Annotated in this window: 24 protein-coding genes and 1 pseudogene; 1 reads left to right on the top strand and 24 read right to left on the bottom strand. The window is 41.5% G+C overall.

Annotated features, from left to right (window positions below):
* Positions 1–3 precede the first annotated feature (3 nt).
* Positions 4–354, bottom strand: a complete 351-nt coding sequence (locus E5329_RS20195) for a hypothetical protein (RefSeq protein WP_135991166.1) — start codon at positions 352–354, stop codon at positions 4–6.
* Positions 354–1121 (bottom strand): ABC transporter ATP-binding protein, encoded by a 768-nt coding sequence (locus E5329_RS20190; RefSeq protein WP_135991165.1) that lies wholly within the window; start codon positions 1119–1121, stop codon positions 354–356. The genes E5329_RS20195 and E5329_RS20190 overlap by 1 nt, the downstream gene beginning before the upstream one ends.
* A 205-nt stretch (positions 1122–1326) precedes the next feature.
* On the opposite strand from E5329_RS20190, the gene E5329_RS20185 reads away from it, so the two are divergent.
* Positions 1327–1875: an aminotransferase class I/II-fold pyridoxal phosphate-dependent enzyme gene (locus tag E5329_RS20185; protein WP_135991164.1), complete on the top strand. Its 549-nt coding sequence runs from the start codon at positions 1327–1329 to the stop codon at positions 1873–1875.
* 24 nt (positions 1876–1899) lie between these two features.
* On the opposite strand, the gene E5329_RS20180 is transcribed toward E5329_RS20185, so the two are convergent.
* From E5329_RS20180 to E5329_RS20080, 22 genes and pseudogenes are all read right to left on the bottom strand, one after another.
* Positions 1900–2379: an MGMT family protein gene (locus E5329_RS20180; protein ID WP_135991163.1), complete on the bottom strand. Its 480-nt coding sequence runs from the start codon at positions 2377–2379 to the stop codon at positions 1900–1902.
* A 16-nt stretch (positions 2380–2395) separates the two neighbouring features.
* A complete protein-coding gene (locus E5329_RS20175; protein ID WP_135991162.1) occupies positions 2396–2902 on the bottom strand; it encodes a sensor histidine kinase in 507 nt (168 codons plus the stop codon).
* Positions 2820–3296: a hypothetical protein gene (locus tag E5329_RS20170; protein ID WP_135991161.1), complete on the bottom strand. Its 477-nt coding sequence runs from the start codon at positions 3294–3296 to the stop codon at positions 2820–2822. Before E5329_RS20170 ends, E5329_RS20175 begins: the two co-directional genes overlap by 83 nt.
* Positions 3284–3958, bottom strand: coding sequence for a response regulator transcription factor (locus tag E5329_RS20165; protein ID WP_135991160.1), 675 nt, complete (start codon positions 3956–3958; stop codon positions 3284–3286). The genes E5329_RS20170 and E5329_RS20165 overlap by 13 nt, the downstream gene beginning before the upstream one ends.
* Positions 3959–4019: 61 nt before the next feature.
* Entirely contained in the window at positions 4020–4826 is an 807-nt protein-coding gene (locus E5329_RS20160; protein WP_275443524.1) for a M15 family metallopeptidase, read from the bottom strand.
* Positions 4827–5339: 513 nt separating this feature from the next.
* A complete protein-coding gene (locus E5329_RS20155; RefSeq protein ID WP_135991159.1) occupies positions 5340–6161 on the bottom strand; it encodes a GNAT family N-acetyltransferase in 822 nt (273 codons plus the stop codon).
* Between the two features lie 13 nt (positions 6162–6174).
* Positions 6175–6297 (bottom strand): hypothetical protein, encoded by a 123-nt coding sequence (locus E5329_RS30860; RefSeq protein WP_275443523.1) that lies wholly within the window; start codon positions 6295–6297, stop codon positions 6175–6177.
* 49 nt (positions 6298–6346) lie between these two features.
* Positions 6347–6820: a YbhB/YbcL family Raf kinase inhibitor-like protein gene (locus E5329_RS20150; protein WP_135991158.1), complete on the bottom strand. Its 474-nt coding sequence runs from the start codon at positions 6818–6820 to the stop codon at positions 6347–6349.
* A 15-nt stretch (positions 6821–6835) separates the two neighbouring features.
* Positions 6836–7252, bottom strand: coding sequence for a pyridoxamine 5'-phosphate oxidase family protein (locus E5329_RS20145; RefSeq protein ID WP_135991157.1), 417 nt, complete (start codon positions 7250–7252; stop codon positions 6836–6838).
* A gap of 96 nt (positions 7253–7348) precedes the next feature.
* Entirely contained in the window at positions 7349–7747 is a 399-nt protein-coding gene (locus E5329_RS20140; RefSeq protein WP_135991156.1) for an SRPBCC family protein, read from the bottom strand.
* A 103-nt stretch (positions 7748–7850) separates the two neighbouring features.
* The gene (locus E5329_RS20135) at positions 7851–8711 is read right to left on the bottom strand and encodes a serine hydrolase domain-containing protein (RefSeq protein ID WP_275443522.1); all 861 of its coding nucleotides are present in this window, start codon (positions 8709–8711) and stop codon (positions 7851–7853) included.
* On the bottom strand, positions 8665–9189 hold the full coding sequence (locus tag E5329_RS20130; RefSeq protein WP_135991154.1) for a GNAT family N-acetyltransferase: 525 nt from the start codon (positions 9187–9189) through the stop codon (positions 8665–8667). Before E5329_RS20130 ends, E5329_RS20135 begins: the two co-directional genes overlap by 47 nt.
* A gap of 47 nt (positions 9190–9236) precedes the next feature.
* On the bottom strand, positions 9237–9605 hold the full coding sequence (locus tag E5329_RS20125; protein ID WP_135991153.1) for a nuclear transport factor 2 family protein: 369 nt from the start codon (positions 9603–9605) through the stop codon (positions 9237–9239).
* A 44-nt stretch (positions 9606–9649) separates the two neighbouring features.
* A pseudogene (locus tag E5329_RS32250) lies at positions 9650–9805 on the bottom strand (4Fe-4S binding protein); the annotation flags it as partial.
* A gap of 75 nt (positions 9806–9880) precedes the next feature.
* Positions 9881–10762 carry a GNAT family N-acetyltransferase gene (locus tag E5329_RS20115; RefSeq protein WP_135991152.1) on the bottom strand — a complete coding sequence of 294 codons (882 nt, stop codon included), beginning with the start codon at positions 10760–10762 and terminating at the stop codon, positions 9881–9883.
* Positions 10763–10909: 147 nt separating this feature from the next.
* The gene (locus E5329_RS20110) at positions 10910–11527 is read right to left on the bottom strand and encodes a class I SAM-dependent methyltransferase (protein ID WP_275443521.1); all 618 of its coding nucleotides are present in this window, start codon (positions 11525–11527) and stop codon (positions 10910–10912) included.
* A gap of 63 nt (positions 11528–11590) precedes the next feature.
* The gene (locus tag E5329_RS20105) at positions 11591–12355 is read right to left on the bottom strand and encodes an EFR1 family ferrodoxin (protein WP_135991150.1); all 765 of its coding nucleotides are present in this window, start codon (positions 12353–12355) and stop codon (positions 11591–11593) included.
* Positions 12356–12374: 19 nt separating this feature from the next.
* Positions 12375–12824, bottom strand: coding sequence for a DUF3795 domain-containing protein (locus tag E5329_RS20100; RefSeq protein WP_135991149.1), 450 nt, complete (start codon positions 12822–12824; stop codon positions 12375–12377).
* Between the two features lie 28 nt (positions 12825–12852).
* Positions 12853–13314, bottom strand: a complete 462-nt coding sequence (locus tag E5329_RS20095) for a GyrI-like domain-containing protein (protein ID WP_135991148.1) — start codon at positions 13312–13314, stop codon at positions 12853–12855.
* A 114-nt stretch (positions 13315–13428) separates the two neighbouring features.
* Positions 13429–14544 (bottom strand): M50 family metallopeptidase, encoded by a 1116-nt coding sequence (locus tag E5329_RS20090; protein WP_275443519.1) that lies wholly within the window; start codon positions 14542–14544, stop codon positions 13429–13431.
* On the bottom strand, positions 14534–15073 hold the full coding sequence (locus tag E5329_RS20085; RefSeq protein WP_135991146.1) for a DUF1697 domain-containing protein: 540 nt from the start codon (positions 15071–15073) through the stop codon (positions 14534–14536). The genes E5329_RS20090 and E5329_RS20085 overlap by 11 nt, the downstream gene beginning before the upstream one ends.
* Position 15074: 1 nt before the next feature.
* Positions 15075–15503, bottom strand: coding sequence for a nuclear transport factor 2 family protein (locus E5329_RS20080; protein ID WP_330572265.1), 429 nt, complete (start codon positions 15501–15503; stop codon positions 15075–15077).
* Positions 15504–15575 lie beyond the last annotated feature (72 nt).

Here is a 15575-nt window from a genome sequence, read left to right as displayed (position 1 = left end):
CGGCTACTTCCTGCAGAATTGTTTCTTGTCAGCTCCCGTAATTTCAGAGAGTATCTCAGCCATTTTTTGCCGCTTACCTTCACTGAGTTTTACATGCTTAATGAATCCAATGGGATAGGTGATATAGTCATTGCCTCCAAACTCCGCCAACAGAGCTTGGAGTGCAGCTGACATGATGATTTCGGGGATTTCCTCGTATTTAAATCCGTAGTTGCCGCCCGGCTGTGGCTCCTCAAGGAGAGCGTCTTGAAAGCGGAATACCCCCTGAGAGAACAGCCCGATCACAACAGCTGCAACGAAAATCAAGTATGGAACGGATTTTACAATCTTTTTGATTTCCTGCAAAAGCAGCATTACCACTCACCTCCTATTTCATCTAAAATCTCACCAACGCCGCTGGTGTGGAGATATAGCATGTATGCATCCTCCATATTCGGTTCACACGCTTTCGCACCCTGCATCAAAGTATCCGCTATAAATCGAATGTGAACCTTGTTGCCCTCGTTGATGATGGCGATATCCTCGCAGGTGGCCTCAATGTCCCCAACAATATGAGTAGACAGAATCACAATCTTATCCTCTGCAAGCTCAGACAGCAGATTGCGGAATCGGACGCGTTCCTCTGGATCCAGCCCGGCGGTGGGTTCGTCAACAATCAGCACTTTGGGATTGTTGAGCAGTGCCTGGGCAATTCCAAGACGGCGTTTCATGCCGCCGGAAAGCGCTTTTACCTTTTTGTCCCGGCGCTCTGTCAGATTCACTTTTTTGAACAGTGCGTTGATTCGTTCTTTTCGTTCCGATCCACTGAGCCCTGACAGGATTGCCAGATATTCCATCGCTTCCCCCACCTTCATGGATGGGTACATGGAAAACTCCTGGGGCAGATACCCGATGATTTTGCGAATCTCTTTGGCCTTTTCTATGGGAACGCCGCACACAGTAATCTCTCCGTCTTTCTTTTGCAGCAGGGTGGCCAGTGTTTTCATCAGAGTGGTCTTGCCTGCTCCATTGCGTCCCAGCAGGCCAAACATACCCCCATGAATGGAAAGACTCACATCATAAAGCGCCTGTTTTTTTCCGTAAAATTTATTTAAGTTTTTGATTTCAATGGAATTGTTCATTAAAAAAATCTCCTTTCTTCCGATGGATTTCCCATCTGACAGGGATAGGATAAAAAGAATTTTTCAACTTTTTGTCTACTCGTCAAAAATATTTTGTGGAATAAATTATCTTTTTTGAATGCCTGTTGTGGAACCAAGTAAAATATCTTCAAATTTATTCTTTATAGTCCTATAATAGTGACAAAAAGCAAAGGAACTAAAAAGTATTGAGAAGAATGTCTTACTCGTAGTAGATGAATGCTTTATAGAATTTCTTCCTGTTTGGGAAAAATATACATTAAAGAACCTTGCCGCCCTAAGCGAAAATATGATTGTAATAGACGCATTCACAAAAACCTATTCTCTGGCAGGTTTTCGGCTCGGTTTTTGTGTTTCTGGTAATATAAATTTGCTTTCCAGTATGCATTTATATGGACAAGATTTTTCAGTATCTACTCCTGCTCCGTTTGCAGGAATATGTGCGCTTATGGATAGTTCCTATATGCAGAACACATATCATATTCTCTCATCAGAACGGAAATGGCTATTTTCTGAATTGAAAAAATTCCCTCTTGAAGTATATCCATCACAAGGGAATTTCTTGTTATTCAAAACAGCAAATAAAAATATACGACAAAGACTCCTTGAAAAAGGCATAAAAGTAAGAGAATGTTCTCGCTTTTATGCCTTAGATCCAGAGTATTGCCGTATTGCAATTCGTACTCATAATGAGAACATGGTATTGATAAAAGTATTAAAAGAGATACTCATGTAAAATAAAATGAAAATAAACCGAAACTCAATCTAATTCAAAAAGGGATTCTTCATAATCCTTCACAAAGTACCGGATATTAGTTCTACCTTTTTTGATGATTGTATGCCCCTCTGCCTCCAGCTTCTCTTTTTGCGTCTCGATGCCGCCAGGATATTTGGGATTTAAGTCCCCATTAGCCTTTAAGGTTCTCCAATAAGGCGTTTCATTCTCAGAACGCTGATGACTCGCCCAAGCTGCAATCGACACAAAAATTCCTGCCGTTATCGGCTCTGTAAAATCCACTTCATTGAGCTTTGCAAAGTAGTCACGAATCTTTCCAATCGTAATCACTTTTCCGTATGGGATTCTTTTCATTATCTTATCGTAATCAATTGGCGGCGCAAAGTACATTTTGTCCCCGCCATATTTTTCAATGCTCTTCTGATCCGTGATTGTTTGAATCTTTGGCATATCCTTATTATCATGCAGCATAGCATTGAAGTCCTTTTTATCTTCATTGGCCATATCTGACACCTCCTGCCTATATTTTAGTCAATTCTACCAGTCCATGCAATGAGACTGTTTTAATTTTTTCAGAACTACTTGGTCTTGGTTTGGATATATCACTGCCTGAACGCCGCAGTGACAACCGCACCGTTTTGTAAAACGGCTTTGTGGCATTCTCCAAATCCTTTTTGGCAAATCCGGCGCCATCATCGGAAACAGCAAGATGCAGATATCCATCCTGCAACTCCACTGATACCATAATCTTTTCCTTTGCAAACCGTACTGCATTGGCAAGGAGGTTTTCACATACTCGCATTACAATAGCGGCGTCTATATTCAAACCAGAATCCCTGTCTCCGATAACTTCATAGGAAAACCCTTTCCCATTGCGTACAGCCTCCCCCGTTTCCTCTAATTGCTTACAAAGCGCCTCCAGCGTTATGGATTGACGGGCGATTTCAATATCCTCCAGCCGCTGCAACTCCCCCATCGTCTGCACATACTCTTCCAGCCTTACGATATGCATGATCCAATATGGCAAGAGGTTTCTGCATATGCCGTTTGTAGAATAAAATGCTGGTGGCGACAATACAGAAAATGAAACAAATCGGATAAACGCCGACGTTAAAAAAGCCAAGAATGTTATATATGGTCCGGTCCGTCGTTGTAAAATAATCCATTAAATTCAGTGGTGTCTGATAGGATATGCTTCCTTTCTGCTCATTTTCATCAGTCTTATCAAATCCAATCACCATTTCAGGATCGGATATGCCAAATTGAACCTGATATTTCTCATAATACCTGGTCTGCCCCCATTGACAAATGCTTGATAGGGACAGGGAAAGCAACAGGGCAGAGATAATACAGATGAGCATAGATGTGGTAAAAGCTGTCTTTATCGACTTTCTTTTGAAGAATTCCGTTATTTTGCCCATTTGCATCCCACTCCCCAAACCGTTTCTACATACGGTTTTATGTCTGCGGCTGCAAGCTTCGCACGAATTTTGCGAACATGTTCGGCCACCACGGAAGACTCTCCTTCACTGTCATAGCCCCAGACAAGTTCATATATCCGCTCTTTGCTGAAAATCTGCCCCGGATGGCCGGACAGAAGCTCAATAATATCAAACTCCTTCTTTGCAAAGGGAATTTCCTCGCCATCATAGAACACTCGTCTTTCTGTATAATCAATCGCCAGCTTATCGGCAAGCTGCACCTTGGGAGTGTCCCCTCTGCGGCGCTCCCGTCTTATGTGTGCGGCAACCCTAGCGCCAAGCTCGTCCAATGAAAAGGGCTTTACAATGTAATCGTCCCCACCCATACCGAAGCCTTTGACCTTATCACTGTCCTCCACCCTGGCAGTCAGGAACAGAATCGGGCAGCTGACAAAATCCCGTATCCGGGCGCAAACCTCCAGACCGTCCACATCGGGCATATTGATATCCAACAAAATAAGATCCGGCTGTTTTCCTGCCTTTTCAATCGCTTCCATCCCATTTGTTGCCGTCATTACGTCATAGTTATTGTACATAAAATAGTCCGCAAGAGTGGAAACGATATCCGCTTCATCATCTACAATTAAAATAGTATTTCGCATTCTGCCCACCTCCCAATTCTGACCTTCAGATTACGCCGTAATTTTCAACATTTTATCTACTCTAAGCGTTTAGGTATTCCTCAAGACAAATCCCTGCTTCATAGATTTCCTTGGCCGCTTCCTTACCCACATAGCGGTAATGCCAAGGTTCATAGCTGATACCCGTTATATCGCTCTTATCTGTTGGATAACGGAGAATGAAACCGTATTTCCAGCTGTTTTTCATCAGCCACTTCTGCACCTCTGTATTTTCCTGACGTTCATCCAGTACCTGATTTGCCACATCTACAATATCCAATGCCAGACCAAACTGGTGCTCACTTGTCCCCGGTACCGCCACAAGCTCGCCAGCCGCTGATTCTGCGCTTTCCTGAGAATACCCTTGCGCCAAATGCTCATCCACCTTGTTCTTATAAAGCTTCTTTTGCTTATCCATTGTTCGGTACGAGGAACAGATCAGCGGATTCAGTCCTGCCGCCCAGCAGTCATCCATCATGTCCTGCAAATCGGGATAGGCTCTCTCATCAATAGCATGTCCGTTTTTAAGCTGTGTTAAGGACGGGTTATGACTCTCCGGCAGAAGGTTCCATTTGTTTACCAGCGTCAGGTTCCATTGCGTTTTATCGACATTTGAATATGTACTGTCTCCACCCTTATTTTTTATATATGCACCGCTGGTTTCCGGATTAGCTGTCAAAGTTGTACCACTATCTTTTGCCCACAACAAGTCATCACCTTTATGGAGCAGATTTTTTCCTGCTACGGTAGCAATCACTACGACACAGGTGAAAAGCAGGCCCAAAAACATTACAGCAGGGGAGTTCAAAGGTCTTTTCTTTCTTCTTCTCTTATTCTGTTGTTGGTTCATGATAAAAATCCTCTTTAAATATGTATTTTCAAATTTAAAGAAGCAACGCAAACAGCAAAGATACCCTCCGCTTCTTGCCCTGCTTCCTCAAATCAGAATCATCCTGATGTCTGTATTCTTAGTGCGTCTTCCTTTATCTCCCGGCGATTTTCTTGATCTGGGATACCATAATTCTGACCTTCTGCGCCTAACACCTTCTTTTCAGCAGCCTTGCGAGTATAATAATAGCAATAAGTACCCAAACCAAATCCCGTGCAAACAAGAGTATGAATATAAGTATGGGAAGAAAGCATACAAACAAAAGTAACAATAGCATTATTAATTTCATGTGGTTTTATCCTTTGCTCAGTGAATCTACTCTACAGTTAAAGCCAGGCTTCCAGTAAATTGCTCACTGGCTAAGACAATGAAATTTTTGCCTGCATGTATCGTAAACTCGTAATCACCTTCATTCGAAACGTCTGTGAATACAATACTGCTTTGCCAGACTGTAGGGTAAGCGAGTGATGATATTCATTTTTCATCGTTAGTTTTTTCTATGACGATTGACGAACCTTTTGATTTATCGCCATTCAGCCACTGCCATTGTTCTGACAGTTCTATTCTGCCATCACTTAAAATCTGTGGTACACTGTGACATTTCCCAATTCTTATCTGATCGCTCAAATTAATATGCTGATAATAAAAATCTATTTCTCCATTCAAAGCAACCGTTCCAACTATACTTCCTTTTTTTATTTCTCCGCCATAGTAATCCGCCCATAAAACATTCTCATTTTGATGATATAAAAAAAGCGTTTGATTATCCACTTCACCATTTTCAGTATTCATCTTTGGTATAAAGTATTTTCCATCATAAAAAATATCTGTATTAGGAACTGCTATACGTTTTTCCATTACTTCATAAGCTAACCTTGCATTTTCATTGATAAATAATTCTTCATGCTTTAAAGTTTTATATCCCCTATGCTCATAGAAACAAGCTGCCGCAAGCGGAGCATCTAAGTAAATAATGATGTGATTAAGAGATATTTCTTTTTCAAGACATTGCATAATATAACTGCCATATCCTTTTTTCTGAAAATCAGAAGTAACAAACAGTCTTGATATATGATTTTCCTTGCAACTGCCTGTTCCCACTATACAATCACCTGATAACAAAACTCTGACAAAACCATTTTCTATATCTGTGGCAATATTTTCCTTTGAATGAAGCCCCTGAAAAAATTCAACTACTCCTTGAGGATAATATAAAGGATAAATAGCGTTAATCGTGTTCTGTACCAATTGATAAATTTGTTCAATGTTTTCTTTTTTTGCTATTTCGTATTTCACTAACACACCTCCATTAGCCAATCTTGTCCATGCATAGCTTAACTTGCAAATTTACTGCATTTATTAAGCTTTCCCTTGTAGAAAGATATGGATGAACCTCTTTAGCTGTGGGACACAGTATTCCTATTTTTTTCATCCTATCCCTCCTATAGCGCCACCAAGAATAAATTCCTTTTGTTGCACCCTCATTCAAACTTTGCTGTTATACTGCCGGTCTGCAATATATGCCCTTCTGCTTTCTTCAAAAAACTGCGCTTTTTTGTGTTCACCTTTAGTTCCAGTGAACAATCGAGCGCATACAATGTAAATCGATAAGTATGCGTTTTCCCTTTCGGCGGTTTCGGTCCTGCGTAACGGTGAATGCCATAAGCGACACCTTGTTTTGCATTTCCCAGTGACGGTAATATTTTACTTGCGGGAATGGCTCCCGGTACTGTTTTTGCAGCAGGTATATTCCAAATCAGCCAATGGGTAAATCCTTTTATCGGATGGCTGAGATCTTCCAGCGTGATTGCCAATGTGTTGCATTGTTCAGACAAATTATGAATGATAAATTCCGGAGAACTGTCTTCTCCTCTTCCTGTATGTTCAGGAGGAAATATCCCGCCATTTTCTATTCCAAGGCACTCAAATTTTAAAATAGTATTATTATCTCCCATCCTTATTTCCTCTCTTTATACATCAAAATCTTCTGACTTAAAGTTGCTGTAATATCGCCCTTTTTCAGCAGTGAATTTTAAAACACAATAATCCGGATCTGTCACGCCCTGGGGATAATACATGGTATCACCTTCAAGCCAAATCATCTGCTTAGCTTCAGCATCCTCCAAAACCTCCATGGTACCAATCAGCATAACCCCACGGAAAAAGCGTTTATCGCAAAAATAAATGCTGGCATTTGGATTTTCTCGATATTGAGCTACCCTCATAGAAGATGTGTTGGTTGTAAACCAGAATTCTTTGATTCCGATCCGTTTTCGGGGTGGCAACATCGCTTTCATGTTTGGAAAACCTTCTTCAGAAATAGAGGCAATAAAAGATACGTTCTGCTTATCAATTAAATTTCCTATTGTTTGTTCTGGATTTCTCATTTTGTTGGCTCCTTATATTATCATTACCTTGAGTTCTCCTAATTAGATTATCAGTATTTTTCTGTAAACTGTTTTATCTGTAACCAGCCAACAATCTTACAATTTTGCTATCGCTTCTCTGAGATCAGCTATATACTTAGCCTGTTGTTTTTTCATATACCCCTTTACAAACAGATTCATAATCGGGTTCTTCACCCGAACTTCTTCTGTAAAAGTAATTTGCGTACCACCATCCCGGCTCTCAAACATGCCGCTCCAACGACCGCTCATGTTTTGATTTTCTATATCAAATCGGTATTCCCGGTATGGCTCTTTTGCGGTAATCTGAAAATGCGTCACAAACCCGGTCTTTGTATATTCATCAAACCGATTTTCGTCAATCATTTCAATTTTGGATAAATCACTCCGCCATTCATAGTTTTTGTTATCTGTAACAATGTCCCAGACTGTCTTGCAGTCACAAGGAAACTGCGCTGTCACTGTTGATCGCTTCACTGGATATTCCCCCATTCTATTCTTTTTGCCAAACTATCCATTTGACTGCATTCTGATATCCTATTATATATTTATAAATTTCATTTTCCATACTTTATTCCTTCTAAACGCTGGGCTGCTGTAAAGCTGGCAACAATACATCCTCGATAAAGTCCACGCGGTCAAATACAGTAGGCTTGAAATACGAAGAAACCGCAGCGACAATCTTCCTGTTCGGATCCACATAAATTACATTGCCGCTGTTTCCGACGGCAGCATAAATGTTTTTCTCCGGGTGCACGATCCACCAGAGATAGCCGTAAGACATCCCCCGGAAGCCGTCTCCTGCTACCGCTTTCGGGACGAGCATTTCCTCGATCCATTTTGAGGACACGATCTGGTTCCCATCCCAAACGCCGTTTTGGAGACAGAGTTGTCCGATTTTTGCCATATCAGCGGCACTCATACACAGGCCGTAGCCAGGTGTGCCAAGCCCTTGCGGGTCGGAGAACCATACATTCTTTCTCGGCAGCTTGTCCATGGTGAACTGCTTATGCTCTGCCGCCGTCTCCGCATAATAGTTTTCGTGCTCGTGTATTCCCAGAGGGAGGAACAGGGATTGGTTTGCAAAGTCCACGGTCTTCATGCCTGTTGCCTTGTAAAGGATACCGGAAAGAATGTGCAAGCAGACTGTTCGGTAATCAAACTCCTCGGTGATGCCCTTCCTTCCTCCGAGAAAATCCAGAGAGGCCGCCGTCCAGTCCTCACTGCTGCATACTTTCGTCCACGGGTCGCCGTGTCCCTTATAAGGCGCACGCATGGTCAGAAGATGTTTGACGGTCACATCATAGTTCTCCTCCTTAGCCACTCGCGCTCCGCCCTCCGACGCATTGTCAAGGGAGAGCGCGTCTCCCATTTTGCGTTTCGATAAACTGGAATTATCGTTCAAGCGCACTCCATTCTTTGCGTGTAATAGCATAGACATATGAAATCTCGTTCTTCTCATCGGAATATTCCTTTATCTTTTTCATTCCATTTGCCATCGCTGTAGAATAAGAACCAATATTTGTATACTTCATATAGGAATACAGGCAATCATATTCCGTATGTTCAAATGCCCAATCCCTGACCGCTCTTGCTGCTTCGCTTCCAAATCCTCTCCGCCAATACTTTTTATTGATATGATATCCAATCTCTGGAAGTAAATCCCCGTCAATATTTTGAATCGTTAGGCCGCAATCCCCAATAAAATCGCCCGTTTTTTTCAAAACGACAGCCCATAATCCGAATCCATAATCCTTGTAATTTTGAAGATTCCATTCAATCCAATCTTTTGTACGGTTCTCATCAAAAGGTTTGGGATAGTGTCGCATGGTCTCTGGGTCTGAAAACATTTCAAATAATGCTGGAAAATCCTCATGAGTAAATTCTCTTAACAGTAGTCTTTCTGTTTCAATTACCATTATTGTCTCTCCTTAGATTCCGATTTTCCAGTATGCCAAACTGGATTTTATTTGATAGGCGTTCCAATGCGTTTATCCAATCTCCATTGTGGCGCAATCCCATCATCGGCATAGTATTCGTCCATTGCTGTAATTTTATCGTTTTTTGTTTGAATAAACGAAGTCACATGAAAAGAAACACTTCTATCTTTGGGATAGATACGAACAACTGTAATAATTAAACCATTCATAATTTCTACTCTTTCAACGAATCCATCCCATTCTCCGGGGTACTCACAATTCGCAATAATATATTCATCCACCGTAAAATGCTCGTTGGTGCAATGCCAATTTACATAGGCTTCTGCATGAAAGTATTTTCTAATTTCTCTTTCATCTTGGGCAAGAACGGCTTTCCAAAATTGTTCTATATTCATAATTTTCTCCTTTAAATTCCGATTTTTATAAGAATAGGAGCTGTCTACTTTTCCACGTATCTTTCATAGCGGCATTGTTCAACAACTGTATCTCCCAATAACGTTATTGCTTGATGGGGACAGGAACTGATACATCGGTAGCACATGGTACAACGACTCCCTGCAGTCGCCTTACTGTTTTTTATGACGAGGTTTTCCATATTCCAAACCGTTTTACAGTCGCAGGGAAACTGTGCTGTCACTGCTGAGACTTTCACCGGTACCCCTCCATCCTTTTATTGTTTTTTCCAGAAAGTCCATTTTACTGCATTCTGATATCCAATCTTCTGATAAAACCTGTTTGCACCGCCTGTCATATGTGTTGCTCCTAAAGCCTTTGTTCTACGATATATTTCAGACAATGCCGATGCGGCGAGACCTTTATGCCGGTATTCGGGAATCGTGCAGAGCGGTTCCATGTACGCCAGATGATTTTCTGGAGTCCACCACATGCCTGCATAGCAGACATATTCCCCTGACTCATCCGCAATCACCACGTCAAGCTCCGGCGTTGCGTGCGGTGCGGTACTCAGCAAATAATTATGTTGTTCATGTTGATGATTCCACGGTCCTTCGCTCTGTTCATGGTCAAACCCCTTCCAGCAGCATTCTCCTACTTTTGTTATATCCAAATCCCATGAGTTTACAAAGTGAAAGCCTTCTGGAAGCGGATAGTGCAATTCGTTTTTTAAATCATACTGCATTTCCCAGTGTTCTGACTTTTGTCCATACCCCAGCTGCTGCGCAGCATTCATCAATGCATCCTGCCCGCCAAATAAAACAAATCGAATATCTTCTTCGTTTGCGACCATATTTCCATCTGCATATGTCACCATTTCGAAAGCCAGTTCTTCGTATCCAGGTTTCAGACAGAAATAGATATCTGTCACTGGATTCTCATAAAAGCAAAATGCCACAATCTCTCCATCGCATTCCCAAATTCGATTTTTATAAGAATAGGAGATGTCCATCCAGTAGGAAAATGAAGCGTATGCGTATTCAAAAAAGGGAGCCGGCACACCGTTTCTCCAGTCTCTCTCGTAAGTTTCAAGAAGAAACTGATATATCTTTCCGCAATCAGCTAATATACTAAATGGTCTTTGTGTTACATCCTTCATATGCTTTTGCACCTCCAAAAATCTGTACTTCCCCTTGCTTTACTAGGCTGGAATGACTGCGCTGTCCGTTTCCATTTCCGTTTTACGTTCTCTACAACTTCCCGATAAATGGTATCTGTCTTGCTCAACAATCAAATCAAGTTAAAGTTATCTTTCAAAATCTATCTGTATCAATTTCTTCCCATTAGGTAACATATGATCCGAAGTCTTGATCGTATGGTAGCCAATTATAAGCATTGCCTTTTCCAAAGTAGTTTCTTCGATTTGGTGATGTACTTGTTCCAGTCTATCAAACACATGTAAATAGGGAGAGTCCGATACCCAATTATCCGTCACATTGATTTGAATAATACATGAAACGTATTGCGGATTTATCTGTTGGATTGCTTTTTGAAAACATTCATAGCCAATATACTCAACCAACAAATTTGCTATCACCATATCTGCTTTTGGCAGTTTTTCGGTTTCATTTATCAAATCAACACATAAACATTCTAAAATGCCATCTAAATATAAATATCTTCGAGTAACTTCCTTCAAAAAATCTGAATTGACATCTACTCCATATACTTTTTCAAATTTATCTTTGGATATATGTTCAAGGCCATTACCTCCTGCAACACCTAATATCATTGCGCTGGAAACTGGGTAATCCTCAAGCTGACTTTTCATCATTTGGTTCATTGTCTGCAGCTGCATAACAGAGCCAAGCCGCATATGATTTTCGTAATCATCTAATAGAATTTCTACCCACGGATTTACCATAATGTTTCTCCTGTTATACCTGTGCTCATCTTGTTATCGTGTTACTCCCCGTCAGAATGATATCTATTTATCAAAATATCTTTCATAGCGGCATTGTTCAACAACTGTATCTCCCAATAATGTTATTGCTTGCTGGGGACAGGAGCTAATACATCGGTAGCACATAGTACAACGACTTCCTGCAGTCGCCTTACTGTTTTTTATGACGAGGTTTTCCATAGGACATAGACTGACACAGAGTCCACACCCCGTACAGGCTTTGCTGATTTTCAGCTTATCAGAATAGTCCTTTGTTTTTCCATAACACCATAATCGTTGGCAGAGCAATCCTGCTATTCTATCGTAAAAATACAATCCGTCTTTTGGGTATTTTCCTTGCTTCATTTTGCCCACACAATTTTCAATTTTTCTGTCTGCGGCCTTAATTATCTCCCGATTTTTTTCAACGGGCTTCTTTAACAGCTTCACATCACAAATGGAATCGGGCATATGAATGTGTAAACCGCCAACAACTTTTGCACCATACTTTTTCAATAATCGTGCGGAACAGCCCGCCCCATCTCCGCTAAACAACCCCATTGTGGCAAGGCAAAGCACCGTCTTTCCTTTCCAATGGTCTGAATGATCCTTTATAAAATCCCGTACTATGACAGGGACATTTGAAAATTGTATAGGATATGCCAAAACAACAAAGTCATGTTGTTCCAATAAATTTGCTGTTTCTTTTCCCTCAATCGGGATGACCTGTGCCGAGTGATCCAATAACTCCATCAATTTCTCGATACAGTGTTTTGTATTTCCTGTTCCACTTAAATATATGCCTATCATACTTTTTCCTCGAAACTATCTATTTGTTCTCTGCATCATTCCATTGTTTGAATACGACTATTTCAGCATTTGTTCCATAGCCGCTATACTCGGATACCATTAGGTACTTCTCATCAGCAATGATACCGTAGCACCTGTCGCTGTCCTTTTTCTGCAGCTGATTCCCCAGATAAATCTTATTGTCATCCCAAAACTTTACGACCGTGCCGTTGGGAAGGGCATATTCAATGTTGGCAAGGGAGCCTTTCAGCGCATTCAGCTCTGTTACTTCTTCCATATCTGGAATGTGCAGCGCATTGAACGCCGCAATCAGCTTCTCTTTCAATTCGCTTAACGCTGTCTTGCCTTTTTTACAGCATTGTGCAACAAGGCATTCCGCTCCAAAGGGATGACCTTCTGTTGCTACACACCCGTTACAAGTGCCGCTCATTTCACAGTTTGTACAATCAATTCCACAGATAGATTTCATTCTATTTTCCTCCGCAAATTCTCTTTTTTTACAACTTCTTTATCGGGAAAAACATATATCCTTTCCCGGTCTGAGGACTCGTAAAATCATGGACAGCTCCGACTAATGAAACGCCATGCTCCTGCAGATATTGTATTACTTCCAGAAAAACGCCGTCATTTTCACGTTCCGCATAGATATACTCATAGCCGGGAATCACCCATTTTGTCCAGCCATCGGGGGCTTCCGCGTCCTCATTGCACTCTACTCCCGCAAGATAAAGCCCTTTACTGAAATCTTCCCAAGGCTGGAATGACCGGGAGAAATCAGACATCGCGCCCCATATTCCACTGATATTTCCATTTTCATCTTTCTTTGCCAAATGCTGAACTTCTCCAAAATGGGAATTTGCATCGTCCCATAACTTTTGAATAAAACCGGCCCCGTCTGTTGTTGCCCCTTCTTTTCCGATTACGACAAAGGACTCTTTTTGGCATTTTTCGATTTTCATTGCTTTGCCATTCCTTTCGCTTTGTTTAATTCATTTTCATCGTCTTAATTTGACTATTCCATCATCATTGTGGTTTTGTTTATTATCAAGCCTGATAAGACTGCTCTTAAATCCTCAGCTAATCAGCTTTATTACATCCTGCAGGGTGACTAATGCCATCACACCCATCAATAACACAAACCCTACCGCGTTCACCGCTGCCTGGTATTTTTCTGGTACCTTGTGCTTGAACAGCAGCAATGCAACAACGTCCACCAGTAGGAAAAATATTCTCCCTCCATCCAGAGCAGGAATGGGCAACATATTCATTACTGCCAAATTGATAGCAATCAGAGCAGCAAGAAAAGCAATATTCCGTGCAGCGCCGGATGCGGATAGAGAAGATGTTCCCACCTCTGTCATGATGGACATAATACCTACGGGACCGCTGAGTTCCTTCACACTCACATTACCACGTATTATCTGTATTATGCTCAACCGCATTTGTTGCACAAAGTACAAAGTCTGATAGCCGATGAAACGCAAATGCGTCAAAAAATCTGTTGGAACTTGCTTCGCTCCCACCTGCATGCCAAAACTATTCTGACGCTCTCCATAAGTTCCACGGTAGAGAGGCAGGTCTTCCAAGACGATTAACTCGCCGTTTCTTATGACCTCTATATCGATCCCCTGACCATCGTTAAAGCTTAAAAACATCGCCGCGTCCCCGCGGATGTAAGTTCGCCAGCCATCAATCCTATAGAAAACATCTCCAACCATCAGTCCATTCTCCCTTTCTAAAGGGAAACCCTCGCTGAACCCAGACACCTGATCTACATAAAAGCTGTTGGCTCCGGCAAAAAGAATAGCAATGATCACAATTCCTGTGAGAAGGTTCATGAAGGACCCACCAGCCAGAATTATGAATTTTTTCCAGAAGCCTTGACGAGCCAAGCATCGTTCATCCCCGGTATCCTCATCCTGCCCATCCAGAGCACAGAAACCACCAATAGGTAGAAGACGAATGGAATACTGGGTTTCTTCCGTTTCTTTATGCCAGATGCAGGAACCCATCCCGATGGAGAACTCATTGACCCTCACGCCGCAGAGCCTGCCTGCCAGAAAGTGACCTAACTCATGGATTGCTATTAAAAGACCAAAAATGAAGATTGCTGCTATAACAAAGACTACCTTCACAAATAAAAAAGCTCCTTTCCAATGTGTTGCTTTTCTTAGTAGATTATATTCCAACGATCTTCCGAACAGTATTTGCGGTTCTGATCGTCAGCTTGGTACTTATATTTGCATTTGCAGTCTTTGGCCACCAATTTGTTTTCTGGTAGTCTTTCCGGCTAAAGGACCAGAATACCGTCTCTTTGTAGCCCTTTATCTTTTCCACTTCTTCTTTCGGTTCTCCAATCTCGCCAAAAACATCAACAAATGTGGCTGGCGGGATAATAAAAATCAGATTATCATAGGTTGCCTTATCTTCGCTCCCCCACCAATCAGGTGCATGTGCTAAAATATCCTCAAGTCTCTCTTTTGATATGACAAAAACGGGAGTATCAACGCCAAACTGCCTTTTTATCATCGTTTCGATCTGGTTTGTAAATCTCTCCATATCGCCTTCATCACTTGAAAAAATCACATTGCCGCCGTTCAGATATGTTCTGACTTCCGAAAAGCCTATTTCTTCAAAGCCTTTCCTTAATTCCGCCATTGGGACTTTATTTTTACCGCTTATATTAACACCACGTAAAAACGCAATATATCTTTTCATTTCAATTTAACGCCTCACTTTTCCCCTGCTTCTTTATGATCCCCCACAGACTGTATTGCAAGTCATCTGCTCCTATCTGCTGCTCCAAACGCCACTGAGGTACTGCGCCATTGTCTCCCCAGTATTCATCCAGAGAAAGAATCTTACTGTCCCTCACCTGCATGAATGGCACCACATGAAAAGAACTGCTTCTATCGCAGGTATATACATGCACGACTACAATAAAGATATCTCCAGTCTTTTCTATTCGTTGGATCTCACCACCCCATTCTCTGGGATATTCACAATTCGCTCTGATATATTCTTCCACAGTGAAGTGCTCATTAGTACCATGCCAGTTAATATACGCATCACTGAAAAAGAACTCTCTTACCCTTTTGCATTCTGTTTTAATACCGCTTTCCAAAAACTCTGTATATCCATAAGGCAAACCCTCTTTCTCTTCTACCCTAGTATAACCCATTTTAAATAATCAATTGTTAAGTTGTTCCGTTTTTGCGCA

It is taken from the genome of Petralouisia muris, assembly GCF_004793545.1.
GTDB classification, from domain to species: Bacteria; Bacillota; Clostridia; order Lachnospirales; family Lachnospiraceae; genus Petralouisia; species Petralouisia muris.
This window is presented reverse-complemented; position numbering and strand designations above follow the sequence as displayed.